Origin of the sequence: Actinomadura sp. BRA 177, assembly GCF_013372625.1 — a bacterium.
GTDB lineage: Bacteria > Actinomycetota > Actinomycetes > Streptosporangiales > Streptosporangiaceae > Spirillospora.
Genome location: NZ_JABXFD010000428.1, coordinates 19,817 through 45,732, shown reverse-complemented (window position 1 = coordinate 45,732; position 25,916 = coordinate 19,817). Strand labels below are relative to the sequence as shown.

General features: G+C 71.8%; 28 protein-coding genes and 1 pseudogene. 22 read left to right on the top strand and 7 right to left on the bottom strand.

Translation table 11 applies throughout. The features are described 5' to 3' along the window. The first annotated feature begins 23 nt into the window (after positions 1-23). Positions 24-833, top strand: coding sequence for a hypothetical protein (locus HUX53_RS25965; RefSeq protein ID WP_303623181.1), 810 nt, complete (start codon positions 24-26; stop codon positions 831-833). Here the strand turns inward: HUX53_RS25965 and HUX53_RS40185 are convergent. Continuing rightward, the gene (locus tag HUX53_RS40185; protein ID WP_217919896.1) at positions 830-967 is read right to left on the bottom strand and encodes a hypothetical protein; all 138 of its coding nucleotides are present in this window, start codon (positions 965-967) and stop codon (positions 830-832) included. The genes HUX53_RS25965 and HUX53_RS40185 overlap by 4 nt on opposite strands. Here HUX53_RS40185 and HUX53_RS25960 point away from each other — a divergent pair. The 6 genes from HUX53_RS25960 to HUX53_RS25935 are packed head-to-tail and all read left to right on the top strand — an operon-like array spanning position 936 to position 7,977. Further along, the gene (locus tag HUX53_RS25960; RefSeq protein WP_217919895.1) at positions 936-2,588 is read left to right on the top strand and encodes an ATP-binding cassette domain-containing protein; all 1,653 of its coding nucleotides are present in this window, start codon (positions 936-938) and stop codon (positions 2,586-2,588) included. The genes HUX53_RS40185 and HUX53_RS25960 overlap by 32 nt on opposite strands. A 39-nt stretch (positions 2,589-2,627) precedes the next feature. Further along, positions 2,628-3,203 (top strand): 2Fe-2S iron-sulfur cluster-binding protein, encoded by a 576-nt coding sequence (locus HUX53_RS25955; RefSeq protein WP_176405842.1) that lies wholly within the window; start codon positions 2,628-2,630, stop codon positions 3,201-3,203. Continuing rightward, positions 3,200-4,174 carry a xanthine dehydrogenase family protein subunit M gene (locus HUX53_RS25950; RefSeq protein WP_176405836.1) on the top strand — a complete coding sequence of 325 codons (975 nt, stop codon included), beginning with the start codon at positions 3,200-3,202 and terminating at the stop codon, positions 4,172-4,174. Before HUX53_RS25955 ends, HUX53_RS25950 begins: the two co-directional genes overlap by 4 nt. Next, positions 4,171-6,228: a xanthine dehydrogenase family protein molybdopterin-binding subunit gene (locus HUX53_RS25945; RefSeq protein ID WP_176405835.1), complete on the top strand. Its 2,058-nt coding sequence runs from the start codon at positions 4,171-4,173 to the stop codon at positions 6,226-6,228. The genes HUX53_RS25950 and HUX53_RS25945 overlap by 4 nt, the downstream gene beginning before the upstream one ends. 44 nt (positions 6,229-6,272) lie before the next feature. After that, entirely contained in the window at positions 6,273-7,481 is a 1,209-nt protein-coding gene (locus tag HUX53_RS25940) for a transposase (RefSeq protein WP_309237431.1), read from the top strand. A gap of 19 nt (positions 7,482-7,500) precedes the next feature. Next, the gene (locus HUX53_RS25935; protein WP_217919905.1) at positions 7,501-7,977 is read left to right on the top strand and encodes an L-lactate permease; all 477 of its coding nucleotides are present in this window, start codon (positions 7,501-7,503) and stop codon (positions 7,975-7,977) included. 4 nt (positions 7,978-7,981) lie between these two features. On the opposite strand, the gene HUX53_RS25930 is transcribed toward HUX53_RS25935, so the two are convergent. Continuing rightward, complete coding sequence (locus tag HUX53_RS25930) at positions 7,982-8,227, bottom strand: DUF2630 family protein (RefSeq protein WP_176405834.1); 246 nt, start codon at positions 8,225-8,227, stop codon at positions 7,982-7,984. Between the two features lie 106 nt (positions 8,228-8,333). On the opposite strand from HUX53_RS25930, the gene HUX53_RS25925 reads away from it, so the two are divergent. From HUX53_RS25925 to HUX53_RS41560, 6 genes and pseudogenes are all read left to right on the top strand, one after another. Beyond that, on the top strand, positions 8,334-8,747 hold the full coding sequence (locus HUX53_RS25925; RefSeq protein ID WP_176405833.1) for an STAS domain-containing protein: 414 nt from the start codon (positions 8,334-8,336) through the stop codon (positions 8,745-8,747). Between the two features lie 162 nt (positions 8,748-8,909). Beyond that, positions 8,910-9,734: an acetate uptake transporter family protein gene (locus HUX53_RS25920; RefSeq protein WP_176405832.1), complete on the top strand. Its 825-nt coding sequence runs from the start codon at positions 8,910-8,912 to the stop codon at positions 9,732-9,734. Positions 9,735-9,812: 78 nt separating this feature from the next. After that, positions 9,813-10,025, top strand: coding sequence for a hypothetical protein (locus HUX53_RS25915; RefSeq protein ID WP_176405831.1), 213 nt, complete (start codon positions 9,813-9,815; stop codon positions 10,023-10,025). A 256-nt stretch (positions 10,026-10,281) separates the two neighbouring features. Beyond that, positions 10,282-10,419: pseudogene (locus HUX53_RS41565) on the top strand (FAD-dependent oxidoreductase); the annotation flags it as partial. A gap of 124 nt (positions 10,420-10,543) precedes the next feature. After that, a complete protein-coding gene (locus HUX53_RS25905; protein WP_176405830.1) occupies positions 10,544-11,695 on the top strand; it encodes an RNA-guided endonuclease TnpB family protein in 1,152 nt (383 codons plus the stop codon). A 13-nt stretch (positions 11,696-11,708) separates the two neighbouring features. Further along, positions 11,709-11,837, top strand: coding sequence for a hypothetical protein (locus HUX53_RS41560; protein ID WP_255205632.1), 129 nt, complete (start codon positions 11,709-11,711; stop codon positions 11,835-11,837). A 2-nt stretch (positions 11,838-11,839) separates the two neighbouring features. Here the strand turns inward: HUX53_RS41560 and HUX53_RS25900 are convergent, their stop codons facing one another. Further along, the gene (locus tag HUX53_RS25900) at positions 11,840-13,045 is read right to left on the bottom strand and encodes a helix-turn-helix domain-containing protein (protein WP_309237430.1); all 1,206 of its coding nucleotides are present in this window, start codon (positions 13,043-13,045) and stop codon (positions 11,840-11,842) included. 96 nt (positions 13,046-13,141) lie between these two features. Here HUX53_RS25900 and HUX53_RS25895 point away from each other — a divergent pair, with 96 nt between their 5' ends. The 3 genes from HUX53_RS25895 to HUX53_RS25885 all read left to right on the top strand — a co-directional run bounded on the left by HUX53_RS25895 (position 13,142) and on the right by HUX53_RS25885 (position 15,756). Next, positions 13,142-13,987: an SGNH/GDSL hydrolase family protein gene (locus HUX53_RS25895; protein WP_255205631.1), complete on the top strand. Its 846-nt coding sequence runs from the start codon at positions 13,142-13,144 to the stop codon at positions 13,985-13,987. A 9-nt stretch (positions 13,988-13,996) separates the two neighbouring features. Beyond that, entirely contained in the window at positions 13,997-14,794 is a 798-nt protein-coding gene (locus HUX53_RS25890) for a maleylpyruvate isomerase family mycothiol-dependent enzyme (protein WP_176405828.1), read from the top strand. A 107-nt stretch (positions 14,795-14,901) separates the two neighbouring features. Beyond that, positions 14,902-15,756 (top strand): MHYT domain-containing protein, encoded by an 855-nt coding sequence (locus tag HUX53_RS25885; RefSeq protein WP_176405827.1) that lies wholly within the window; start codon positions 14,902-14,904, stop codon positions 15,754-15,756. Positions 15,757-15,778: 22 nt separating this feature from the next. Here the strand turns inward: HUX53_RS25885 and HUX53_RS25880 are convergent, their stop codons facing one another. Further along, positions 15,779-16,270 carry a nuclear transport factor 2 family protein gene (locus HUX53_RS25880; protein WP_176405826.1) on the bottom strand — a complete coding sequence of 164 codons (492 nt, stop codon included), beginning with the start codon at positions 16,268-16,270 and terminating at the stop codon, positions 15,779-15,781. Next, positions 16,267-17,142, bottom strand: a complete 876-nt coding sequence (locus HUX53_RS25875; protein WP_176405825.1) for a TIGR03619 family F420-dependent LLM class oxidoreductase — start codon at positions 17,140-17,142, stop codon at positions 16,267-16,269. The genes HUX53_RS25880 and HUX53_RS25875 overlap by 4 nt, the downstream gene beginning before the upstream one ends. Positions 17,143-17,320: 178 nt before the next feature. Here HUX53_RS25875 and HUX53_RS25870 point away from each other — a divergent pair, with 178 nt between their 5' ends. After that, positions 17,321-18,241 carry an IclR family transcriptional regulator gene (locus HUX53_RS25870; RefSeq protein WP_255205630.1) on the top strand — a complete coding sequence of 307 codons (921 nt, stop codon included), beginning with the start codon at positions 17,321-17,323 and terminating at the stop codon, positions 18,239-18,241. Between the two features lie 26 nt (positions 18,242-18,267). On the opposite strand, the gene HUX53_RS25865 is transcribed toward HUX53_RS25870, so the two are convergent. Beyond that, positions 18,268-18,867, bottom strand: a complete 600-nt coding sequence (locus tag HUX53_RS25865) for a flavin reductase family protein (protein ID WP_176405824.1) — start codon at positions 18,865-18,867, stop codon at positions 18,268-18,270. Positions 18,868-19,193: 326 nt separating this feature from the next. Between HUX53_RS25865 and HUX53_RS25860 the strand changes: the two genes are divergently transcribed. From HUX53_RS25860 to HUX53_RS25845, 4 genes are read left to right on the top strand one after another with little or no spacing between them, the layout of a single operon-like run. Then, complete coding sequence (locus HUX53_RS25860) at positions 19,194-20,063, top strand: alpha/beta fold hydrolase (protein ID WP_176405823.1); 870 nt, start codon at positions 19,194-19,196, stop codon at positions 20,061-20,063. Next, a complete protein-coding gene (locus HUX53_RS25855) occupies positions 20,060-21,733 on the top strand; it encodes an FAD-binding protein (protein WP_176405822.1) in 1,674 nt (557 codons plus the stop codon). The genes HUX53_RS25860 and HUX53_RS25855 overlap by 4 nt, the downstream gene beginning before the upstream one ends. After that, complete coding sequence (locus HUX53_RS25850) at positions 21,730-22,743, top strand: ferredoxin--NADP reductase (RefSeq protein WP_176405821.1); 1,014 nt, start codon at positions 21,730-21,732, stop codon at positions 22,741-22,743. The genes HUX53_RS25855 and HUX53_RS25850 overlap by 4 nt, the downstream gene beginning before the upstream one ends. A gap of 22 nt (positions 22,744-22,765) precedes the next feature. Beyond that, positions 22,766-23,950: an acyl-CoA dehydrogenase family protein gene (locus tag HUX53_RS25845; protein WP_176405820.1), complete on the top strand. Its 1,185-nt coding sequence runs from the start codon at positions 22,766-22,768 to the stop codon at positions 23,948-23,950. 72 nt (positions 23,951-24,022) lie between these two features. Here the strand turns inward: HUX53_RS25845 and HUX53_RS25840 are convergent, their stop codons facing one another. Then, positions 24,023-24,859 (bottom strand): SDR family oxidoreductase, encoded by an 837-nt coding sequence (locus tag HUX53_RS25840; protein WP_176405819.1) that lies wholly within the window; start codon positions 24,857-24,859, stop codon positions 24,023-24,025. A 143-nt stretch (positions 24,860-25,002) separates the two neighbouring features. On the opposite strand from HUX53_RS25840, the gene HUX53_RS25835 reads away from it, so the two are divergent. Then, positions 25,003-25,914, top strand: a complete 912-nt coding sequence (locus HUX53_RS25835) for a VOC family protein (RefSeq protein ID WP_176405818.1) — start codon at positions 25,003-25,005, stop codon at positions 25,912-25,914. Positions 25,915-25,916: the final 2 nt, after the last annotated feature.

Genomic DNA, 25,916 nt, shown 5'->3' with positions numbered 1-25,916 from the left:
GACTCGTAGAGGTTTATAAGAGACTGGCCCCGGCGCGCACCCGCCGCGACGGCCCGCCCGGCGGGGGCGGCCGGCTGATGATCATCGCGGCGGACCATCCGGCGCGCGGTGCGCTCGGGGTGGGCGGCGATCCGGTCGCGATGGCCGATCGCGCCGGGCTGCTCGACCGGCTCTGCGCCGCGCTCGGACGCCCCGGCGTGGACGGCGTGCTCGGCACCCCCGACGTCCTCGAAGACCTGCTGCTGCTCGGCGTGCTGGACGACCGGCTCGCGATCGGGTCGATGAACCGCGGCGGCCTCGCCGGGACGTCGTTCGAGATCGACGACCGGTTCACCGCCTACGACGCCGGCGCGATCGCGGCGGCACGGCTGGACGGCGGCAAGATGCTGCTCCGCATCGACGACGCGGACCCGGCCACCGCAAGCACCCTCCAAGCCTGCGCGCAAGCGGTGACAGGCCTCGCCCGGCATGAGCTGATGGCGATGGTCGAGCCGTTCGTCGCGCACCGCATCGAGGGCCGCGTCCGGAACCTGCTGACGCCGGAGGCGATGATCCGCGCGGTGTCGGTCGCGTCCGGGCTGGGCGCCACGTCGGCGTACACGTGGCTGAAGCTGCCCGTCGTGCCGGAGATGGAGCGGGTCATGGCGGCGACCACGCTGCCTGCGCTGCTGCTCGGCGGCGAGGTCGCGGGCGAGACGGACGCGGTGCTGGACGGCTGGCGGCGCGCGCTGCGCATCCCGGGTGTGCAGGGTCTCGTCGCTGGCCGCGCACTCCTGTATCCACCGGACGGCGACGTGGGCGCCGCCGTGGACGCGGCAGTCGATCTCCTCTAGCCGAACCGGACGTTCCGCCCGCTCACGTGCAGCGAGACGCCGCCGGACGACACCGTCAGGCTGCGGAACGCCAGCCCCAGCGGCAGCCCCTTCACCGGGACGGTGAAGTCGAGCGCGCCGTCCAGTTCGGGCAAGGTCATCCTGGACGAGGTCGGCTTCCCCATCCCGGAACGGTCGCTCGTCGGCGTCATCGGCCCGTCCGGCGCCGGGAAATCGACGCTGCTCGGCGCCGTCACCGGAACCCGCCCGGCGACCGAGGGGACCGTCCGCTACGACGGCCGCGACCTGTACGCCGACTACGACGAGTTGCGGCACCGGATCGGGCTCGTCCCGCAGGAGGACATCCTGCACACGCAGCTCGCGACGCGGCAGGCGCTGCTGTTCGCGGCGGAGCTGCGCTTCCCCGGCGACACGCGGAAGAGCGAGCGCGAGGCGCGCGTCGACGAGGTCCTGGACGAGCTGGGCCTCACCCCGCACGCCCGCACCCGCATCGACCGCCTCTCCGGCGGGCAGCGCAAGCGGGTCAGCGTCGCGCTGGAACTGCTGACGAAACCGTCCCTCCTGTTCCTGGACGAGCCGACATCGGGCCTCGACCCCGGCCTGGACAAAACGGTCATGGAGATGCTCGGCGAGCTGGCCCACGACGGCCGGACGGTCATCGTCGTCACGCACAGCGTCGCGAACCTCGACACCTGCGACCGGCTGCTCGTCCTCGTCCCCGGCGGGCGGCTCGCCTACTACGGCCCGCCGGACGAGGGCTTCGCCCACTTCGGCAAGAAGACGTGGGCCGAGGTGTTCCAGGCGTTCGACCGCGAACCGGGCCGCGACTGGGCGGCCGAGTTCCGCGACTCGCCGCGCCACGCGCGCTATGTCGCGGGCGTCTCGAACGGGACGCCCCGCCCCGCCGCCGCCAAGGCGCCCGAGCCGCCGCCCCCAAGGCAGTCCCGGCTGGCGCAGCTCCGTACGCTGTGCCGGCGCTACCTCGCGGTGATCGCGTCCGACCGCAGCTACCTGGTGCTGCTCGGCGTGATGCCGCTGATCCTCGGCGGGCTGACCGCCGCGATCCCCGCCGCGAAGGGTTTCACCGGAGCGCCCGGCACCAACCCGGACGCCGCGTCCAAGCTGATGGTGATGGCGTTCGCCGCGTGCTTCGCCGGGACGGGCAACGCCGTCCGCGAGCTGGTCAAAGAGCGGACGATCTACAGCCGGGAGCGGGCAGCGGGACTGTCGGCGGGTGTCTACCTGATGTCGAAGCTGCTGGTCCTGGGCGTGATCACGGCGATGCAGGCGGTCGTCCTCGTGCTGATCGGCACGGTCGGTGTGAAGCTGCCGCCGCACGGCACGTTCACCGCCGTCCTGCCGGAGCTGATGCTCGCGATGGCGTTGCTCGGCGTCGCGTCGATGGCGCTGGGCCTGCTGGTGTCGGCGCTGGTCGGGACGTCGGAGAAGACGTTGCCGCTGCTGATCGTCCTCTCCATGGCGCAGCTGGTGCTGTCCGGCGCGCTGGTGCGGCTGAACGGCAAGCCCGGGCTGGAACAGCTCGCGTGGCTGTCGCCGTCCCGGTGGGGAATGGGCGCGGCGGGCGCGACCATCGACCTCGGCCGGATCACGCCGCCGGCCGGCGACCCCGACCCGCTGTGGAAGCCGACCGCGGCGACCTGGGGATTCGACATGGTGATCGCGGCCGTGCTGCTGGCCGTCTTCGTGGCCGCCGCCTGGTACCGCCTTTACCGGTTGCGTCCGCGCCGCCGCTGACTCACCCCGGCGATCCGGGGTAGGTGGCGCGGCATGGACATGCCTATCCACGCCGACATCACCCTGCACGTGAACGGCGAAGAGCACCGGCTGAACGTCGACACGCGGGCGTCCCTGCTGGACGTCCTGCGCGAGGATCTCGGCCTCACCGGATCGAAGAAGGGCTGCGACCACGGTCAGTGCGGTGCCTGCACGGTCGTGCTCAATGGGCGCCGCGCGAACGCGTGCCTCGCGCTGGCCGTCGCCCATGACGGCGCCACCGTCGTCACGGTCGAAGGGCTCGCGGACGACGGGCAGCTCAGCCCCGTCCAGCAGGCATTCATCGACAACGACGCCTTCCAGTGCGGGTACTGCACGCCCGGCCAGCTCTGCTCCGCCACCGCCGTCCTGGACGAGGCCGCACGCGGCTGGCCGAGTGCGGTCACCGCCGACATGGCGTCCGAACCCGCCCTGGACGACACCGAGATCCGCGAGCGGATGAGCGGCAACCTGTGCCGCTGCGGCGCCTACGTCGGCATCGTCGCCGCGCTGCGCGAGGCGGCCGGCGAGCCCAACGAGGCGGCGGCGGACCCGCGCGCGGCGGCGCGGCGGATCCAGGAAGGAGCGCGGGCATGAGGCCCTTCGCGTACGCGCGTGCGACGACGGCCGAGGACGCGATGGCCGAGCATCAGGACGGCGCCTACTACCTCGGCGGCGGCACGAACCTCGTGGATCTGATGCGGCTCGGGGTGGAAGAGCCCTCGAAGCTCGTCGACGTCACCCGCCTGCCCTACGACCACATAGAGCGAAACCCGGACGGGACGCTCCTCATCGGCGCCGCCGTCACCAACAGCGACCTCGCCGCCGACCGGACGGTCCGCGAGGAGTTCCCGATGCTGGCCAAGGCCGTCCTCTCGGCCGCGTCCGGCCAGCTCCGCAACCTCGCGACGACCGGCGGCAACCTGCTGCAGCGCACCCGCTGCCCCTACTTCCAGGACGCGTCCAAGCCCTGCAACAAGCGGAGCCCGGGAACCGGCTGCCCGGCGCGCGACGGCGAGCACACCAACCTCGCGATCCTCGGGCATTCGGACGCGTGCGTGGCGACCCACCCGTCCGACATGGCGGTGGCGCTCATGGCGCTCGGCGCCTCGGTCCGCGTGCTCGGCGCGGACGGGGAACGCACCATCCCGCTCGACGACTTCTACCGGCTGCCCGGCGACGAGCCGCAGCGCGACACCACGCTCGACCACGGCGACCTGATTACCGGCGTCGTGGTGCCGCCGCTGCGCATGCCGGCCACCTACCGCAAGGTGCGCGAGCGGGCGTCGTTCGCGTTCGCGCTCGTCTCGGTGGCGGCCGCGCTGGACGTGCGCGGCAGCACGATCCAGGACGTCCGGCTGGCGCTCGGCGGCGTCGCCCCCAAGCCGTGGCGGGCCCGGAACGCCGAAGACGTCCTGCGCGGCGCCGCAATGACCGGGGATGCGTTCGCCCGTGCCGCCGACGCCGAACTCGCGGCCGCCGAGCCGCTGCGCGACAACGGCTACAAGGTGCCGCTCGCGCGCAACCTCATCGTGCAGACGCTGACCGAGCTGGGGGAGAGGTCATGACGAACCGGCTGGAGAGCCGCGAAAAGGTCACCGGCGCGGCCCGGTACGCCTTCGAGTACCCGCTGCAGGACGCCGCCTACCTGTCGGCCGTCCAGGCGCACACCGGACGCGGCGAGATCGTGTCCGTCGACACCGAATCGGCGCGCCGGCTGCCGGGGGTGCTCGCCGTCCTGTCGTGCGAGAACGCGCCCCGGCTCGAAGAGCAGTCCAATGGGGAGCTGGCCGTCTTCCAGTCCCGGACGGTCTCCTACCGGGGCCAGGTCATCGCGGCCGTCGTCGCCGAGACGCTGGAGACGGCGCGGGAGGCGGCGCGGCTCGTCCACGTCGAGTACGCGCCCGAAGACCCGGACGTCCTGCTCCGCCGCGACCATCCCGGCCTCTACAAGCCCGAACAGGTCAACGCCGGGCTCGCCCCGGACACCGAGCTGGGGGACCCCGACCGCGCGTTCGACGGCGCGGCCGTGCGGGTGGACGTCACCTACACGACCCCGGCGGAGCACAACAACCCCATGGAGCCGCACACCACCACAGCCCACTGGAACGAGGACGGAACCCTCACGCTCTACGAATCCACCCAGGGGCCGTCCCCCCACCAGCAGGTGCTCGCCCAGATCTTCGGGCTGGACCGGGAGCAGGTGCGAGTCGTGTCGACGCACGTGGGCGGCGGGTTCGGGTCCAAGGGCACGCCCCGGCCGAACGCCGTCCTGGCGGCGATGGCCGCGCGGGAGGTGGGCCGGCCGGTCAAGTTCGCCGTGCCGCGCCGGCAGATGTTCGCGACCACCGGCTACCGGACGCCCACCATCCAGCGGATGCGGCTCGGCGCCGACCCCGACGGGCGGCTCACCGCGATCATGCACGACGTGGTCGAGCAGACCTCCACCGTCCAGGAGTTCGCCGAGCAGACCGCCGCGCCGACCCGGGTGATGTACCAGGCCGTGAACCGCCGCACGACGCACCGGGTCGTCCGGCTGGACGTCCCGACGCCGTCGTGGATGCGGGCGCCCGGCGAGACGCCCGGCATGTACGCGCTCGAATCGGCCATGGACGAGGTGGCCGTCGCCGCCGGCGTCGACCCCGTCGAGCTGCGCGTCCGCAACGACGCCGACCGGGAGCCCGAGAGCGGGCTGCCGTTCAGCTCCCGCAACCTCGTCGCGTGCCTGGAGGAGGGCGCCGACCGGTTCGGCTGGGAGGGCCGCGACCCGACGCCGGGCGTGCGGCGCGTCGGCCGCAAGCTGCTCGGGACGGGAGTCGCCGCCGCGACCTACCCGGCCCGCCGCAATCCCGGCCAGGCGACGGCGCGGGCGGAGCAGGACGGCACGTTCACGGTGCGGATCGCCGCGTCCGACATCGGCACCGGTGCCCGCACCGCGCTCGCGCTGATCGCCGCCGAGACGCTCAAGGCCGATCTCGGCCGGGTGCGGATGGAGGTCGGCGACAGCTCCTTCCCGACCGCGTCTGTCGCGGGCGGCTCCAGCGGGACGGCCAGCTGGGGCACCGCTGTCGTGCGGGCCTGCGAGACGCTGCTGGGCCGGCTGAACGGCGCCGTCCCGCCCGAGGGGATCGAGGCGTCGGCCGACACCACCGACGAGCTCAAGGCCGCGGAGGAGTACGCCAGGCACGGGTTCGGCGCCCACTTCGCCGAGGTCGAGGTCGACATGGACACCGGCGAGATCCGCGTCCCGCGCATGCTCGGCGTGTTCGCCGTCGGGCGGATCATCAACCCGGTCACGGCCCGCTCCCAGTTCATCGGCGGCATGACGATGGGCATCGGCATGGCGCTGATGGAGGAGAGCATCATGGACGCCGAGTTCGGCGACTACCTCAACCGCGACCTCGCCCAGTACCACGTCCCGTCCTGCGCCGACGTGCGCGACATCGACGCGATGTGGGTGGAGGAGTCCGACCCGCACCTGAACCCGATGGGCTCCAAGGGGATCGGCGAGATCGGCATCGTCGGCGCCGCCGCGGCCGTCGGCAACGCCGTCGCGCACGCGTGCGGGGTGCGCGTCCGCGACCTGCCCATCACCCCGGCCAAGCTCCTCCCGCACTTGTGATCTTGACCCGCACTGAGTGGCGAGTAATGATATGGTCACGGATTGTGAAGCTGGTGGTGCAGGTGAAGCTGCTGCCGAGGCCCGAGCAGGCGGCGGTGCTGACCGAAACCCTGCACGCCTGCAACCGTGTGGCCGCATGGGTATCGCAGGTGGCGTACGAGCGGAAGGTGTTCTCTCGCGCAGGCCTCCAGCGGCTTCTGTACACGCAGGTGAAGGCGCAAGGGCTGTCGGCGCAGCCAGCGCTGCATGTGATCCGCAAGGCGGCGGACGCCTACACCGCGCTGCGGGCGCAGATCGAGGCCGGGCGATCGGGGCGGGCGGGATCGGCCCTCCGCGCGAAGGCCGAGAGTAAACCGATCAGCTTTCGCCCCGACGCCGCACAGCCGTTTGATGATCGATCGCTTTCATGGCAGACGGACGCGCGCACCGTGTCGATCTGGACCACCCAGGGGCGTATGAAGAGCCTCGCCTTCACAGGCGAGCCGTCCCAGCTCAAAATGTTGGCCGAACACCGCAAGGGCGAGAGCGACTTAGTGCGCCGGAACGGCAAATGGTTTCTGGTCGCGACCTGCGAAGTGCTCGCGCAGCCGCTCAACACGCGCCCGCGCGACTGGATCGGGGTAGACCGCGGCCTCACGAACCTGGCCAGTACCTCTGATGGGGATAACCACCAGGGACGGGGCCTGCTGCGGTACCGGCGGCGCATGGCGCGGGTCCGCGCCGAATTGCAAACCAAGGGCACCAAATCCGCTAAGCGCAAGCTCAAGCGGCGAGCTCGACGCGAGCGTCGGCATGCCGCGCACATCAACCATAAGATCGCCAAGACAGTGGTGGCCGATGCCCAACGCACTGGACGCGGCATCGCCTTGGAGGAGCTCCAGGGCATCCGCGACCGGGTCCGGCTCAGGCGGCACCAGCGGGCCACACTGTCGTCATGGCCGTTCCACCAACTCGGTGAGCTCATCACCTACAAGGCACACCGTGCCGGCGTGCTTGTCCTGGAGGTGGATGCGGCCTACACCTCCCAGACATGTCCGCGCTGTGGGCATGTCTCTCGCAAGAACCGTCCCACCCGGGACGACTTCCGTTGTATGGTCTGCGGGCTCGCTGGCCCGGCCGACCATGTCGCCGCCGTGAACGTCGCGAGGCGTGCACGCACGGCGTGGGCGTTCGTCGGTACGCCTCATGCGGCCGTGTCACCGTCCCCTGGTCAGGGGCAGTCGCGAGCCGCAAACCCGCCTTCTGCTGGGTAGCCGACCTACCTGACCACCCCTGCGCGCCTACTGGACGACCCTCGTCCAGCTCAAGTGGGCGATCGTCACGGTCATGGCCGTCCTCGCCCTGGCGTTCGTGATGAACGCGTCCGGGCAGACGGTCACGCTCGGCACCTGGATGGCCGGGGCCGGCGGCGCGTTCGCCGTGCTGTCGCCGATCCTCGGCTGGCTCGGCACCGCCGTGACCGGGTCGGACACCTCGTCCAACTCGCTCTTCGGCGCGCTGCAGGTCACCGCCGCGAACAAGGCCGACCTCGACACCGTGCTGATGGCCGCCACGAACAGCTCCGGCGGCGTCCTCGGCAAGATGGTGTCGCCGCAGAACCTCGCCATCGCGGCCGCCGCAGTCGGCCTGGACGGCAAGGAGGGCGACATCTTCCGCCGGGTCGTCCTGTGGAGCCTGCTGTTCCTCGCCGGCATGTGCCTGCTGTCCGGGCTGCAGTCCACCGGAATCCTCGGGTGGATGGTGCCGTGAGCACCTACTGCCGGTAGTTCTCCACCTCGGCGGCGGGGCGGACCGCGGCCTCGTCCGGGTTCTGCCCCGCCGCCAGCCGCGCCCGGCGCTGGCGCAGCAGGTCCCAGCACTGGTCGAGCGCCACCTCCAGCCGGCGCAGCCGGTCCTGCGCCTCGGCGTCGCTCGTCTCGGCGCGCTCGTGCGCCTGCCGGAGGGTGTGCTCCTCCTCGATGAACTCGTTGATTCGGGCCAGAATCGCCTTCTCGTCCATGAAATCCGTCCGGTGGGGTCCATAGGATGTCGTCAGGTGAGAGCCTGGCACATACGGGTCCGTCCTGGACGGCGGCGCCCCGGCCGACGGCGAAGGTGCGCATGACATGACGATCTGGCGGATCAGCGGTGGAGAGGGCGCTCCCGGTTCCGGGGAGCGCGCGGCTCCCCGCTACGACATCGTCGAGCTCGACACCGCGCTGCTGCACATCGCCGCCGCGGCGGCCTCGCCGTGGCTCCGCATGTCCGGCGAGATCGACGTGTCCAACGCGCCGGCCGTCGCCGCAGCGCTGCACGCCGCGCAGGCCCGCCTCGCCGGGGACGTCCACGTCGACCTGGCCGCGCTCGCCTTCATGGACGTCGCCGGGCTGCGCGCCTTCTGCGTCGCGGCCCGCGAGATGCACGAGCACGGCCGCCTGATCGTGCTGCACACGGTCTCGCCGCACATCGACCGGCTCTTCCGGCTGATCGGCTGGCACACCACCCCCGGGCTGGCGATCCACTGCCGACCCCAGCGCTGACCTGGCCTTCCACCGTCATCGGAGCACCACGTGCGCGCCCCGGCGGGGCAAACGATCCCTCCGGAACCGGCTGTTCCCGCAGGATCCCGGTCATGACCTGTTTGACCCCCCAAACCACGGTTAGGAGGGATTTACAGCTCTCCGATTCCAGAGGGGGATCTCATGGCAAGGCGAAGAGAGCGTGCGGAATCGCCGATGTCCGGCGAGCGCGCCGCACCCGTGACGCCCGCCGAGGGCGCCGCCACCGCGGCGCCGGGCCGCGGCGCCAATGAGCCCGGCGAGCACGCGATATGGGAGGACCGGACGCGCGTCTTCCTGCAGCCCATCGCGGCACCGTCCATCCTCGGGCTGTTCGGATTCGCGGCCGCGACCATGATGGTCGGCGCCTGGCAGGCCGGCTGGTACGGCGACGCCACCACGCCGATGATCATCTGGCCCTTCGCGCTGTTCGCGGGCGGCCTCGCGCAGTTCCTGGCGGGCATGTGGGCCTACCGCGCCCGGGATGGCCTCGCCACCGCCATGCACGGCATCTGGGGCGCGTTCTGGCTCGCCTGGGGCCTGTTCTTCATGCTGATCAGCGTTGGGGCGGTGCCGCTCGCGTCGGCACCGGTCCTCGGCAGCGTACGGCAGGGCTTCGCGTTCTGGTTCGTGGCGCTGGCGGTGATCACCGGGATGGGCGCCCTCGCCGCGCTCGGCGAGAGCCTGATGCTGGCGCTGCTGCTGGGGTGCCTGGCCGTCGGCGCGGGGTTCACCTCCGCCGGCTTCTGGGCCGGGTCCACCTGGCCGCTGGACGTCGGCGGCTGGCTGTTCGTCGCGTCCGCGGTGCTCGCCCTCTACGTGGCCGGCGCGATGATGATGGAGAACAGCTTCGGACGGACCATCCTGCCCCTCTTCAAGACCCGCCGCGGCGGGAACGTCCCGGGCCGCCGGGCCGCCCGGCCGCTGGAGTACCCGCAGGGCCAGCCGGGGGTGAAGATCGGCCAGTGATCTCCGGCGTTTCGCCTTGACATTCCCGTTGCCTTATCCTGGGCCGGTCCACAGGGATCGGCCAGGAGGGGAGCGGGAATGTCATTGGCGGTTCGGGGGACGGCCCGGAAGACGTGGCGGCGCCTCGTCCAGACCTACACCGTGCTCTGCGCGCGGGACGACGGCGCGAAGCACGGCGTGAGCATTCCGGACGGGATCTGGGCGTGCGTGCGCTGCCACCAGCCGCACCTTGAGCTGTCCGCGCTCCACCACCACCTCCGCACCGAGCACCCCGGCGCGACCGCCGGCTGAGCCGGCCGCCCTACCGGGAGCCAGTGCGGAGTGACACCGGACGTGCGCGTCCGGTGTCTACTGCTGTTTCGGTTCGCACCAATGCCACCGTGGCCGGAGCCGGCGCGTCCCGGCTTATTGGCAGTGTGCTAATAGCGTGTTACAAGTAACTCACCACTTATTGGGTCGGGGGCCTGGCACCTGGAGGGTCGCCGTGACGACACGCAGAAGGTTCCTACGAGACGCGGGAGTGGTGGGCGCCGCCACCGCCGGGGCGATGGCCATGGGCTCGCTGCCCGCGCGGGCGGCGAGCGGCGGGCGGGTCGCCGTCCTCGGCGCCGGCGTGGCCGGCCTCACCGCCGCGCACGAGCTGATCGAGCGTGGCTTCGAGGTCGAGGTCTACGAGCGCACCGCCCTCGGCGGCAAGGCCCGCAGCATCTTCCCGCCGGGCACCGGGACGGGCGGCAGGCTCGACCTGCCGGGCGAGCACGAGTTAAACTCACCGTTACGTTCAGGACACGGAATGTTATTGTGTCGGGGTGAAGCTGGTGGTGCAGGTGAAGCTGCTCCCCGACGCCGCCGCACAGGTCGCGTTGTGGGAGACGCTGAAGCTGTGCAACCAGGCCGCCGGGCACGCCTCCCGCCGTGCCTTCGCCACCGGTACGAAGGGCAAGACCGCGCTGCAACGGCTGGTCTATGACGAGTTGAAGGCGATGGGCCTATCAGCCCAGCCAGCGATCCACTGCATCCGCAAAGCCGCTGGCGCCTACGCCGCCCTTGCCGAGAACCTGAGGGCGGGCAACTACGGGCCGGTCGGCTCGCGTCGCCGCGCCAGGGTGGAGGGTGCACCGGTCCGGTTCCGCAAGGACGCCGCGCAGCCGTTCGACGACCGGTCGCTGTCCTGGCAGATCCAGGAGCGCACCGTGAGCATCTGGACGGTCCACGGCAGGCTCAAGAGCATCCCTTTTGCCTGTTCCGCCGAGCAGGCGAAGCTGCTGGCCACGCACCGGCAGGGCGAGTCGGACCTGGTGTGGCGCGGCGGCTGCTTCTACCTCTACGCCACCTGCGACCTCCCCCCAGCCCCCGAATACGTCCCGGACGGGTTCATGGGGGTGGACCTGGGCATCGTCAACATCGCCACTACCTGCGACGGCACCGTCCACTCCGGCAAGCACATCAACCAGGTCCGCCACCGCAACCGCCGCCTCCGCAAACGTCTCCAGGCCAAGGGGACTAAGTCCGCCAAACGGCTACTGCGCCACCTGTCCGGCCGTGAGAGGCGTTTCGCGGCGGACACCAACCACCGCATCTCCAAGAGCATCGTGACCGAGGCTCAACGCACCACGCACGGCATCGCCCTGGAAGACCTGGGCGGCATCCGCGCGCGGGTCCGGCTACGCAAGCCCCAGCGGGTCACACTGCACACCTGGAGTTTCGCCCAGCTCGGCGCCTTCATCGCCTACAAGGCCGAACGCGCCGGTGTCCCGGTGGTCTTCGTGGACCCGCGCCACACCTCGCAGGAGTGCTCGGCGTGCGGCCACATCGACAAGAAGAACCGGCCCGACCAGGCCACCTTTAAATGCACGTCGTGCGGCTTCGCTGAGCACGCCGACGTCAACGCAGCCCGCAACATCGCCGCACGCGGCGCAGCCGGCTGGGCAGTGAGTCACGCTGCCGACGACGCGGCCTGACCCACCACATCCAGTGGCGGCCAAGAGCTGCAAGCTCGCCCCCTTCAGGGCCGAGAAGCTGACGGCCAACGACAAGCTCCGCTACGCGCTGCGGCTGCCGCACCAGTTCGACATCCTCGACACGCGCTGGCCGGGGAGGTGACGTCAGGGCAGGGCGCGGCGCGCGACCAGCGCCGCGTTGAGTAGCTGAAGGTCGCTCGGCCGGGCCGGATCGAGCCCGGTCAGCGCGCTGATGCGGCGGACGCGGTACGCCACCGTGTTCGGGTGGACGTGCAGTGCCGCGCCCGTCATCCGCCGATCCAGGTCACAGGCCATGTAGCGCTCCAGCGTGCGGAGCAGCTCGGGCTTGCGGTCGAGCGGCGCGAGCAGGGCCGCGAGCCCGGCGAGCGCGCCGCTCGGCCGGCTGAGCTGGTAGTCCAGCAGGACGTCCGCGAGCCGGTACAGGCCGGGCGGGCGGCCCGCCCGGCGGACCAGGTCCATGATCTCGGCGGTCTGCATGGCGGCGGCGGGGATCCCGGCGGGTCCGGTGATCTCCGCCGCCGCCGTGATCTGCGTGTCGGCGGCCTTCGCGGCCCGCGCCACCAGGTCGTGCAGGACCTCCCAGCCGGCGGAGAAGGGCAGCAGGGCCGTGCCGCCGGAGGCGTCCAGCACGGTGAGGGCGGGCTCGTCGGCCACCTCGTCCAGCACCGTCCGGACCCGCCTGATCTTGCGCCGGGCCGCGATCCGGGCGCGCTGGCCCGTGCCCGCCTCGTCCGGATGCGGGGCGAACGCCAGCGTCAGCACCGCGTACCGGGGCGCCGGGCGGTGCCCGGTCGTCTCCCCGGCCAGCAGCGCCGTCATCAGCGCGTGCCGGCCGCCGTGCTCCTGGCTGTCCAGGATCTGCCGCACCTCCAGGTAGGCCGCGCTGACCGCCGAGATCAGCAGCCGCTGGAAGTCCAGGAAGTAGCCGAGCGCCTCCTGGACGGCGGGCAGGTCGGCCGGCTCCGCGCCGGCGGTCAGCTCCTCCCACGCCATCGCCGCGCCGATCTGGTAGGCGGCCAGGATCGCGTCCAGCGGCACGCCCTCCTCGGCCCGCAGCGCCGCCGAGTCGCGCTGCCTGGCGAACTCGTCCGGGCGGGCGGGGCGGCGCCGCTCCAGGACGTCCGCGAACTGCCGGAGGCTGTGCTGGACGATGCCGGCGATGTCCCCGGCGACCTCCTCCTGCGGCAGCTCCGCGTAGACGGGCAGCTCGGCGAGCAGCCGCGCGACGACGCACCGGGTGAGGCGCGGGGCGCCGGCTCGCAGCCGCGGCGCCATCGGCCGCCCGCCCATGCACAGCCCCCGCACGCTGCCCGTGTTGTCGTGCGTCACAACCGCTCCCGCAAGAGTCTGTTTTCACGCCAATTGAACGGTCTGTCCAGATTCTGGACGATCACGGCGACATCGTCCATGACGCCGGGAGTTGGCATGAAGCGTCTGTTGCACGGCATGGTCGGCGCACTCGTCCTCGCGGGAACGGCCCTCGCCGCGACCCCCGCCCACGCGGCGACGGTCGAATACGTGGCCCTGGGCGACTCGATGGCCTCCGGACCCCTCATCCCCAACATCACCGGCCCGATCGGATGCGGACGCTCCACCCACAACTACGCGCACGAGCTCGCCGACGAGCTGAACGCCGACCTGACCGACGTCACCTGCAGCGGCGCCCGCACCAAGCACATGACGCAGCCGCAGAGCACCAGCGTCGCCGGCGTCGACACCGGCACCGTCCCGCCCCAGTTCAACGCCCTCAGCGCGTCCACCACCCTGGTCACCCTCACGATCGGCGGCAACGACGTCGGCCTCGTCGGCATCGCCGAAGACTGCATCAACCTCGACCCCACCGCCACCCCCTGCAAGGGCGAGTTCGAGGCCGAAGTGGCCCAGAAGACCCGCGACCTCGGCCCGAGCCTGAGCGCCGTTTTGGACGGCATCCGCGCCCGCTCCCCGAAGGCGCACATCGTCGTGACCGGATACGGCCTCTACATCAAGAAGAACGGCTGCTGGCCCTTCCAGCCCGTCCTGCCGACCGACGCCAACTTCCTCCAGGGCGCCGTCAACGCGATGAACGGCGTCATCCGCGACCAGGCCGCCGCCCACGGCGCCACCTACATCGACCTCGTCACCCCGTCCGCCGGCCACGACGCCTGCCAGTCGTCGTCCAGGCGCTGGGTCGAGGGCTACGTCCCCGTCAACCCGGCCGCCCCCCTGCACCCGAACGCCCGCGGCGAGGCCGCCTACGCCGACATCATCGGCAACGTGCTCGGAGCGTAGGCTCCGGGGATGAACGAGGAGATGCGCGCCAACACCGCCGCCTACGAGCAGACGGTCCGTTCGACCCTCGCGCTCGCGGCGACGCTCACCGACGACGACTGGGACCGTCCCACCGAATGCCCCGGCTGGACGGTCAAGGACCAGCTGTCCCACCTGGTCGGCATCGAGCGCGATCTCCTCGGCGACCCCTCACCCGACATCGACGTCCCCGAATTCGACCACATCCGCAACGACTTCGGCCGGACCCTGGAGGCGGCGGTGCACATGCGCCGCGCCGTCCCGGGCCCGGCCGTGGCCGCGGAACTCGCGGACGCCCTGGAGCGCCGCCTCGTCCAGCTCCCGACCCTGGACCCCGACCGCGTCGTCACGATGCCGGACGGCCGGGACGGCCCCTACTCCCGCCTGATGATGGTCCGCGCCATGGACTGCTGGACGCACGAGCAGGACGTCCGCCGCGCCGTGGGCCGTCCGGGCAACCTGGACGCCCCGGCGGCGCACTGCTTCTGGAACCTGTTCAGCGGAGCCCTCCCCCTGATAGTGGCCCGCCGAGCGAAGGCCGCCCCAGGCGAATCGGTCGCCCTCACCATCACCGGCCCGCCCGACTTCCAAGCGGCCGTCACGGTCGACGAGAACGGCCGCGGCGCCCTGTCGGCCCCGGGAGAACCGACCGCCGAACTCACCATGGACTGGGAGACCTACGTCCGCCTGACCGCCGGCCGCTGCACCCCCGAAGCGGCCACCGTCCGCGTCACCGGCGACCGCGCCCTGGCCGCCCGGACCCTCACCGCCATGGCCGTCACACCCTGACGAACTTCCGATCTGCTTCCCCGCTTACCGGAACCGCGGTCGAAACGTGCTGATCAGCATGACTATGATTCGGCGGTCATACTTTGGACCGTTCCGGGGGGAACTTCATGGCGGAAGTCCACCACTTCTCCTACGGGCTGCTGACGCCGGCGGCCGCGTACATCATGTCCTTCGTCGGCTCGCTGCTCGGGCTGATGTGCACGGCCCGGGCGCGCGCCGTCACCGGCCGGTCGCGGGCGTCCTGGCTGGGGCTCGCGGCGCTGGCCATCGGCGGCACCGGCATCTGGGTGATGCACTTCATCGCGATGCTCGGCTTCAGCGTCCCGCACGCCGAGATCCGCTACGACGTCCCGCTCACCCTGCTGAGCTGCCTCATCGCGATCGCCGTGGTCGCCGTGGGACTCTTCCTGGTCGGCTTCGCCGGCACCGGCACCCCGACGATCGTCATCGGCGGCCTGATCACCGGCGCGGGCGTGGCCAGCATGCACTACATGGGCATGGCCGCCATGAACATGGCCGCCGACCTGCGCTACCAGTCCGGCCTCGTGGTGCTGTCGGTGGCGATCGCCCTGGTGGCGGCCACCGCCGCGCTCTGGTTCGCGCTCAAGGTCCGCGGCATGTGGGCCACGGCCGGCGCGGCCCTGATCATGGGCGTCGCGGTGACCGGCATGCACTACACCGGCATGGCCGCCATGCGCGTCCACCTGCACACCCACGACGCGGTCCCCACGGGCGCCAAGGCCGTCGACTTCATCCTGCCCCTGGTCGGCGGTGTCGGCGCCGTGGCGACCATCCTCCTCATCATCATCGCGATGGCCCCGAACGAGGAGGAGATGCGCATCGAGGCCCAACTCCAGGAACGCCTGGAAGCCCGCCGCAACCAGCCCCCGCCCCGCGCCCCGGCGGCCCCCACCTCGAACCCGGCCGCCGGCGAATGGTTCGGCGGCGGCCCGGCCCGCTGACCGCCCGGAACGCCCGGCGCGGTCAGGCGTGGCGGGTGGCGGTGGGGAAGTGGGAGGCCAGGAGGTCGGGAGATTCTTCGCGGCCGTCCAGGACCCGGTTGGTGCGGTTCACCGCGCGCCAGCCGTTCTCGGTGCGGCGCAGGCGCCAGTGGTTGGCGGTGGCGCGGCGCAGCGTGAAGCCGTCCCTGTTGACGATCATGAGGGTGTAGCCGACGGCGGTGGCCTCGTCGCCGGTGACGGTGACGTGCGGAGGGCCGACGAAGTGGGCGCAGCCGCCGGCGATCCAGCGCTGGTGGTTGGCCGAGCGGACCATGGCGTCGATCTCGGCCTCGCCGGTCATCAGGATCTCGTCCACGTCGTAGACGCCGTCCGGCTCCCACAGGGCGGCGACGTCGGCGGCGCAGCCGCTGTCGACGAGGGGGCCGTAGGAGAGGATCAGCCGAGTGATCTCGCGTTCGTCCTCCAGGGCGCGGAGGCGCTCTTCGAGGGCGGCGAGGCGGGATTCGACGGTCACTGCTTCTCCTCGAAGGTCAGGCCGTAGGTGCCGGCCAGGTCGCGCAGGGCCGCCAGCTGTTCGCAGTAGTGCGTCGGGGACGTGGAGGCGAACTTCACGCCGGCGATCGTGGCTCCTGCGTCGCGGAGCTTGGTGAGGGCCGTGCCCGCGGCTTCGGGGTCCTTCAGAGGGTCCAGGGGGCGGGACGGGGCCAGCACCACGTCGAAGGCGGGCGGGACGTCGGCTTCCCGCAGCATCTCCGCCAGGGTCTTCAGCGGGAGGCCGAACGGGACCCAGCCGTCGGCGGTCAGGGCGCGGCGCAGGGAGCGGCCCGAGCGGCCGCCGATCCACAGCGGGACCTGCTCTTGGACGGCGTGCGGCTCCACGACCAGGCCCGAGAAGTCGTAGTGCGGGCCGTGGTGCTCGGGCAGGCGGCGGCCCAGGGCGGCGCGGAGGGCCGCGAGGGCGTCGTCCGCGCGGGCGCCGCGGCCCGCGAAGGGGGCGCCGAGCAGGTCGAACTCCTCCTCCAGGCTGCCGACGCCGAGGCCGAGCGTCAGGCGGCCGCCGCTGATCCGGTCGAGCGTCCCGTACCGCTTGGCGATGGCGAGCGGGTGGTGGTAGCCGAGCACGAGGACCTGCGTGGCGAGCCGGATGCGGGACGTCCGGGCGGCGAGGTAGCCGAAGGTGGCGAGCGGGTCCCAGTAGACGCCGCCGCGCTGCTCGGCCGCCGCGGCGGGGACGGCGACGTGCTCGCTGCAGGTGACGTGGTGGTAGCCGAGCCGGTCGGCCGTCTCGGCGATCGCCGCGACCTCCTCGATCCCCGCGTCCCGCTCCCAGGCGGCGTTGCCCGGCGGCGGCTGCGCCACCACCGGCGTGACGATACCGACACGCATCGTTGCTCCCCTCGTTGGCAGGAAAACGTTCTATCACGCTGCCCGGCGCGTCCCGGGCACCGGTTCACGCATCCTAGACTTCGCTGACCTGGACATACGGCCCCTCTTCACAGGAGACCAAGCGGTTGCTAGATTCCAGGTAACAAGAATTCATTTCAGTTGGGTCCTGGGAGGTGCGATGACCGAGGCGATGATGCACGGGGCAGCGACGCCGGAGTTCGCGGGGACGGCCGCGCGGCGGGAGTCGCCGCCGTCGATGATCGAGCGGATGACGCTGATCCTGGACGCGTTCAACGGGCCCACCGCCCGGCTGACGCTGGAGGACGTGGCGCGCCGCACCCGGCTGCCGCGCTCGACCGCGCACCGGATCCTCGACCAGCTGGTGAAGCAGCGCTGGCTCGCGCACCACTCGTTCGGCTACGGCCTCGGCCAGCGCGCCCTCGGCCTCGGCGGGCAGGACGGCGGGCACGGCAAGATCCGCGAGGCGGCGGCGCCGCTGCTGCACGAGCTGCAGGTCACCACCGGGCTCGTCGCGCACCTCGCCGTGCTGGACGGCGCCGAGGTCTTCTACCTGGACAAGCTCGGCGGGCGGCTCGCCGCGTCCGTGCCGTCGCGGGTCGGCGGGCGCGCCCCGGCGCACTGCACCGCGCTCGGCAAGGCGATGCTGGCGTGGCTGGAGCCGGAGCAGGTGGACGCGCTGTGCGGGGAGAACATCAGCCGGTTCACCAGCCGCACCATCGGCGAGCTGGGGACGCTGCACCAGGAGCTGCACCGCATCCGGCAGCGCCGCGGCCTGGCGTTCGAGCGCGGCGAGTCCTACCCCGGCATCGCCTGCGTGGCCGCCGCGATTCGCAGCGCCGAGGGGCCGGTCGCCGGCATCTCGCTGGTCGGCGACATCCGGACGCCGCTGGAGAACGTCGCGCCGCTGGTGGTCACCGCCGCCCGCGAGACCGCGCAGATCCTGTTCCCCGGCTCGGCGCCGGGCACCGGCGGCCCGCGCGGCCGGCGCGGCGTGCGCCGGAGCGGCGAGGAGTCGACGTGGTCGCCCGAGACGATGAACCGGCTGCTCGCCGTGGACGGACGCGGCGACTGGATGTGACGCCGCCCCCGGCCGGGGGCGGGGCGTCAGCCCCAGCCCCACCGGTCCCCGAGCCCCCACGGGTCCGGGGCGATCGGCGCGTCGGGCTCGCCGACGCCGAACCGGCTGCGGAAGAACACCATCGGACGCCGCCAGACGCCGTTCCGGTTGTCGTGCCGCTCCACGTCCAGGACCCGCCCGATCACCACCTCGTGGTCGCCGGCCTCGTGCACGTCGTGGACGACGGCGTGCACGGCGAGCAGGACGTCCGGCAGCACGGGCGCCCCCCAGGGGGAGACCGCCCAGTCCAGCTCCTCGAACTTCGTGCCCCGGCTGGAGCCGAAGCGCTCGCACAGCTCGCGCTGCTCCTCGCCGAGCACGTTGACGCAGAAATGCCCGGCCGCGCGGATCCGCGGCCACGACCGGCCGCGCTTGTCCGCGCAGAACAGGATCAGCGGCGGGTCCAGCGACACCGACGCGAACGACTGGCAGGCGAAGCCGACCGGCTCCCCGCCGTTGAGGGCGGTGATCACGGTGACCCCGGTGGCGAACTCCGCCATCGCCTTCCGGAACTCCGCCGGATCGGGGGCGGCGGCGTCGGACGGCGGGCTGCCGGTGTCTGCGGTGAGCGCTGGCTCGGCTGGCATCTGTTCACCTCGGGGCTCGGTGCGGGACGCGGTCCCTGTTCGACAACGAGTAGTTCAACAACAACATGTCCACCAACAATGCCCAATAAGCGGCACTGTCCAATGAGCGGGGTGGACGCGCTGCCGGTCAAGTGGCCGATGTGCCTGAAACGTAGGCATGGCCCGGACGGGCGGCGCGCACCGATCCCGTTGAGTGGAAGCGCGCGGCGAACGGGCCCCGGAAAGCCCGGCCGGGACGGGCGTCCCGCTGATCGGGATCCACCGGGTGACCTTGCCCCGACCAGAATTACGTTCACGTCAAGCCACCGTCGAAGGACTGGGAGATCATGCCTGCCGAGCTGACTTACGAGTCGACGCTGCGGGAGCTCGCCACCGACCAGGGCGTCCTGCGCTACCACGAGGCCGGCGAGGGCCCGCCGCTGCTGCTGCTGCACGGGTCCGGTCCCGGTGTGACGGGCTGGCGCAACTACCGCGGCAACCTCGCCCGGTTCGCCGAGCACTTCCGGTGCCTGGTCCTGGAGTTCCCCGGGTTCGGGGTCAGCGACCCGACCGAGGAGCACCCGATGATGGCCGCCGGCGGCGCCGTCATCCGCTTCCTGGACGGCCTCGGCCTGAGCCAGGTCGACGTCATCGGCAACTCGATGGGCGGCATCATCGCCACCCAGGTCGCGCTGAAGCACCCCGACCGCATCGGCCGCCTGGTCACGATCGGCGGCATCGGCCGGAACGTGTTCAGCCCGGCGCCCGGCGAGGGCATCAAGCTGCTGGCCGAGTTCACCGACGACCCGACCCGCGAGCGCCTGGTCCGGTGGCTGAACTCCATGGTCTACAACCCGAAGGTCGTGACGGAGGAGCTGATCGAGGGGCGCTGGCAGCAGGCCGTCGACCCCGACACGCTCGCCGCCGCCCGCCGCATGTACGGGACGAAGGCGATGGCCGCCCGCGCCAAGGCGATGGCCGCGTCCGACGAGCCGCCCTACTGGGCGATGCTGCACAAGCTCAAGGCCAAGACCCTCATCACGTGGGGACGCGACGACCGGGTCAGCCCCGTCGACATGGCGCTGATCCCGATGCGGACGATCCCCGACGTCCAGGTCAACATCTTCCCGAACTGCGGGCACTGGGTGATGATCGAGCAGAAGGCCGCCTGGGAGAGCGCGGTTCTCGCCTTCCTGACCACCAAGGAGCAGGCATGAGCGCCGCCCAGGAGTGGGACCACGAGTACGACCTCGTCATCGTCGGCAGCGGCGGCGGCGGGATGACCGCGGCGCTGGCCGCGCACGACGCCGGCCTGTCCGCGCTGATCGTGGAGAAGGGCAAGAAGTTCGGCGGCTCCACCGCGCTGTCCGGCGGCGGCATCTGGATCCCGAACAACCCGACGCTGAAGGCGCGCGGCCACGACGACAGCCGCGAGTCCATCCGCCGCTACCTGGACCTGCTCACCGAGGGACGCGTCCCCGCCGCGCGGCTCGACGCCTACGTCGACAACGGCCCCGCGACGATGGAGCTGATCGGCAGGAGCAAGTGGGTGAAGTTCTTCTGGACGAAGGGCTACGCCGACTACCACCCCGAGCTTGAGGGCGGCCGGCCGCTCGGCCGCTCCATCGAGGCCGTCCCGTTCGACACCCGCAAGCTCGGCGACGACGAGCAGTACCAGCGGCCGAACAACATGAAGGGCCCGCTGGGCCTGTGGATCACCGCGAAGGACTACCACGACCTCGCGATGGCCAAGCGCACCTGGGCCGGACGGCGCGCGTCGCTGGTCGCGGCGTGGCGCGTCTCGTCCAACATGATCCGCCGCCGGCACATGTCGACCGGCGGCCGGGCCCTCGTCGCCCGGCTGCGGATGGCGCTGAAGGACGCCGGGATCCCGCTCTGGCTGAAGACCGCGATGACCGAGCTGGTCACCGATGAGGACGGCCGCGTCGTCGGCGTCGTCGCCGCCCAGCGCGACGGCGGCACGCTGCGGATCCGCGCCCGCAAGGGCGTCCTGCTCGCGACGGGCGGTTTCGACCACAACCAGGAGATGCGCGACAAGTACCTGCCCAAGGGAGGGCAGGAGGACTTCGCGATGGGCGCCCGCGAGAACACCGGCGACGGCATCCGCGCCGGCGAGGGCCTCGGCGCCGCGCTGGACCTGATGGACGACGCCTGGTGGATGCCCTCCGTCCGGCACCCGGCCGGGGCGGTGATCCCGCTGGTGTCCGAGCGCGCCATCCCGCGCCAGGTCATCGTCTCCCAGGACGGGAAGCGGTTCACCAACGAGGCCGCGCCCTACGTCAACTTCGTCCACGACCAGCTCGAAGGCGGCCACGTCCCGGCCTGGTTCGTGATGGACGCCAAGTCCCGCGCCCGCTACCCGTTCGCGCAGATCCTGCCCGGCGCGCCGATCCCGAAGGCGTTCTACGACGCGGGCATCGTGTTCAAGGCCGACTCGCTGGAGGAGCTGGCCGGGAAGATCGACGTCCCGGCGGCGGCGCTGGCCGAGACCGTCCGGACGTTCAACGGGTACGCCCGCGCGGGCAAGGACCCCGAGTTCGGCCGCGGCGACTCCGCCTACGACCGCTACTACGGCGACCCGAACCTGAAGAACCCGAACCTCGACCCGCTGGAGACGGCGCCGTACTACGCGTTCCGGCTGGAGGTCGGCGACCTCGGCACCAAGGGCGGCCTCGTGTCGGACGAGCACGCCCGCGTCCTCCGCGAGGACGGCACGGTCATCGACGGCCTGTACGTGACGGGCAACTCCTCGTCCTCGGTGATGGGCAACGAGTACGCCGGGCCGGGCGCGACGATCGGCCCCTCCATGGTGTTCGGATACATCGCGGCGCGGCACGCCGCTGGAAAGGCCCCGGAACGGTCATGACGGCATTGAAGGCGCGGGTGGTGGAGGTCGTCCACGAGACGGCCGACGCGCACTCCCTCGTCCTCGAACCCGCCGAGGGCGACCGCGACCGGTTCACCTACCGGCCCGGGCAGTTCCTCACCGTGCGGGTGCCGGCCGGGGACGGCTGGGCGGCCCGCTGCTACTCGCTGTGCAGCTCGCCGCTCACCGACGACCGGCTGAAGGTCACGGTCAAGCGGGTCGCGGACGGCCTCGGATCCAACTGGATCTGCGACAACGTCACGGCCGGCGACGTGCTGGAGGTGCTGCGCCCGGCGGGCACGTTCACGCCGTCCTCGCTGGACGACGACCTGCTGCTCGTCGCCGGCGGCAGCGGCATCACCCCGGTGATGTCGATCCTCAAGTCGTGCCTGGCGGGCGGGAGCGGCAAAGTGGCGCTGCTCTACGCGAACCGGGACGAGAAGTCGGTGATCTTCGCGGCGGAGCTGCGGGCGCTCACCGAAGAGCACCCCGACCGGCTCACGGTCGTCCACGTCCTGGAGTCGGTGCAGGGGCTGCCGACGCCCGCCGTCCTGCGGTCCCTGGCCGCCCCCTACACCGGGCGGGAGGCGTTCGTGTGCGGGCCGGAGGTCTTCATGGACCTCGCCACGGACACCTTCACCGGCCTCGGCATGCGCGTCCACGTCGAGCGCTTCTTCTCGCTGGAGGGCGACCCGTTCGAGGAGCCGGCGGAGGCCGCCGAGGACACCGGCGACGCCGGCGAGGTCGAGGTCGAGATGGACGGCGAGACGCGGACCGTCCCGTGGCCGAAGTCGGAGAAGCTCCTCGACGCGCTGCTGCGCGCCGGCGTCGACGCCCCGTTCTCCTGCCGGGAGGGCAACTGCTCGGCCTGCGCCTGCATCGCGCTGGAGGGCGAGGTCACCCTGGACGCCAACACGGTCCTCGACGAGCAGGATCTCGCCGACGGCCTCATCCTCGCCTGTCAGGCGAGGCCGGTCACCGACCGGCTGAAGATCACCTACGACGGCTGAAACACATCACGGGAGACAGGCGATGGCGAACCGCGTGCTTGACACGATCATGGAGAGGGCGGAGCAGATCCGCGAGCTCGGGCCGTCCAACGAGGCCCTCGGCCGGCTGGACGACAAGGCCGCGTCCATCCTGCGGGAGACCGGCGCGATCCGGCTGCTGCAGCCGAAGGAGCACGGCGGCCTGGAGGTCCACCCCCGCGAGTTCGCCGAGACGGTGATGGGGATCGCCTCCCTGGACGGCTCCACCGGCTGGATCGCCGGCATCGTCGGCGTCCACCCGTGGGAGATGGCCTACGCCGACCCGAAGGTCCGCGAGGAGGTCTGGGGCGAGGACCCCGACACCTGGATCGCCTCCCCGTACGCGCCGATGGGCATCGCCCGCCCGGTCGACGGCGGCTACATCTTCAACGGCCGCTGGCAGTTCTCCTCCGGCACCGACCACTGCGACTGGATCTTCCTCGGCGGGATGCTCGGCGACGACGACGGCAAGATGGTGATGCCGCCGCAGTCGCTGCACCTCATCCTGCCCCGCTCCGACTACGAGATCGTCCAGGACTCGTGGGACGTCGCCGGGCTCAAGGGCACCGGCAGCAAGGACATCATCGTCAAGGACGCCTTCGTCCCGACGTACCGGACGCTGGAGTACTCCAAGGTCGTGGACGGCACCGCGCCCCGCGAGGCCGGGCTGACCAACCCGTCCTACCTGATGCCGTTCTCCTGCGTGTTCCCGCTCGGCATCACCTCCGCGGTGATCGGCATCGCCGAGGGCGCGCTGTACCACCACCTCGCCTACCAGCGGAACCGCGTCCAGATCACCGGCACCAAGATCAAGGACGACCCGTACGTGCTGTACGCGATCAGCGAGGCCGCCGAGGAGATCAAGGCGTCCCGGACGGCGCTGCTCGACAACTGCTCGCGCATGTACGACATGGTCGCGTCCGGGCACGTCCCGACGTTCGCCGAGCGCGCCGCCGGCCGCCGCACCCAGGTGCGCGCCGCGTGGCGGGCGGCACAGGCGATGAACGAGATCGTCGTCCGGTCGGGCGGCAACGCGATGCGCAACGACAACCCGATCCAGCGCTTCTGGCGCGACGCCCACGTGGGGCTGGCGCACGCGATCCACGTGCCGGGCTCGGTCTACCACGTGTCGGCCCTGACGGACCTGGACATCGAGCCCCCGCAGGGCCCGATGCGCTCCATGATCTAACCCCCACCCCCTTCCGTTGACTTGCGGCGTGTTGTTGTTATGGGCGCATCCATAACAACAACACGCCGCAACTCAACGGAGGAGGGCGAGGTCTGCGACTAGTTTGGGCGTCCAGATGACGCGGCCTAGCCAGTGCTGCGCGTCTGGGCTCGTGGCTAGCCAGACCACCGCTGCCGCCGGGGCCTGCTCGGGGGTCGCCTCGAAGCCCTTCTCCTTGAGGGAGTCGAGGCCGCCGCGGGCCGCGCCCGCGTCCGTGACGACGAAGCCGGGATCGAGGTTGAACGCCCGGATCCCGTTCCTGAGGTATTCGGCGTTGATCGCGCCGGCGAGCCGTCCGAACGCGGCCTTGGACGCCGAGTACGCGACGCCCCAGCCGCCTTCGCCGGGCGGTCCGGGCGGATCGCTGGTGGCCGACCCCGAGCACAGGTTCACGATCGTCCCGCCGCCCTGGTCGAGCATCGCCGGGAGGACGGCCTGGAGCAGGACGATCTGGTTGAGGTAGTTGCCGGTGGCCAGCTGCTGCGCGACGTCGACGTCCAGGTCGAGGAACCGCTCGTGGGTGCCCGCGATGTGCGCGACCGCGTTGTTGACCAGGACGTCCACGCGTCCCCAGGCGTCCAGCACGGTTTGCGCGGCGGCCTGCACGCTCGTCCGGTCGAGCAGATCCATCTGGACGGGCAGGGCGCGGACGCCGAGCGCCTCGATCTCCGCCGTCGTCCGCGCCAGGCTCCCGGGGACGGGGATCGCCGCCGCCGTGCCGTGCCGTGGCGGGATCCGGCCCTCGCCCTCCTCGACTGTCCGCGCGGTGAACGCGACGTCGTGCCCGGCGGCGGCGAGCGCGAGCGCCGTCCGCCGGCCGATTCCCCGGCTCGCCCCGGTCACCAGCGCGACCGGCCTCGTTGCTGTCATGCCGCAATCCTCACCGGTCGTCCGGCCGGGGCCGCCGCGCGACTCTCACTGAGCGGGAAGCTCCGGGCGGCCGACCACGCGGTTTGGCAGGTTGAGCATGGACCGCCGCTGCGCGGGCCGCGATATCGAAGGGATCCAGGACAGTGACGCAGATCCGAGGGCTGGGTTATCTCAAGGTCCAGACCCAGCACATCGACCGCTGGCGGGAGTTCGCCCTCGAAGGGCTCGGATTCGCCGAGGGCAGCGGCCCGAACCCCGACGGCCTGTACCTGCGCATGGACGAGCGCCGGTCACGCCTCCAGCTGCTGCCCGGCGACTCCGACAAGGTGCTGGCCGTGGGCTGGGAGGTGCGCGACCAGTACGCGCTGGCCGCCGTCCGCGAGGCCGTCGAGAAGTCCGGGACGGCCGTCACGGCGCTGACCGCCAAGGAGGCCGCCGAGCGCGACGCCGAGGAGGTCATCGCGTTCACCGACCCGGGCGGCACGCCCGTCGAGGTGTTCTTCGGCCCGGTGCTCGACCACAGCCCGCTCCGCACCGGCTTCGCGCAGAAGTTCGTGACCGGCGCGATGGGCATGGGCCACGTCGTGCTGCCCACCCCGAACTTCGCCGAGACCGTCACGTTCTACAACGAGGTGCTCGGGTTCCTGCCGCGCGGCGCGATGAAGGTCGGCGGCGGCGCGGTCCGGATCCGGTTCATGGGCGTGAACCAGCGCCACCACAGCGCCGCGATCTGCCCGGCCCCGCACGACGGCGCCCCGGGCCTCGTCCACCTGATGGTGGAGGTCGACACCCTCGACGCGGTCGGCATCGCGCTGGACGCGGTGAAGGAGAAGGGCTTCTCGATCTCGTCCACGCTGGGCCGGCACACCAACGACAAGATGGTGTCGTTCTACGTCCGGGCGCCCGGCGGCTGGGACATCGAGTACGGCTGCGAGGGCATGCTCGTGGACGAGACCCACTACACCGCCGAAGAGATCACCAAGGACAGCTACTGGGGCCACGACTGGTCGGGGTCCGAGCCGCTGGCGGCGTTCACCCCGCCGGCGAAGGGCTGACG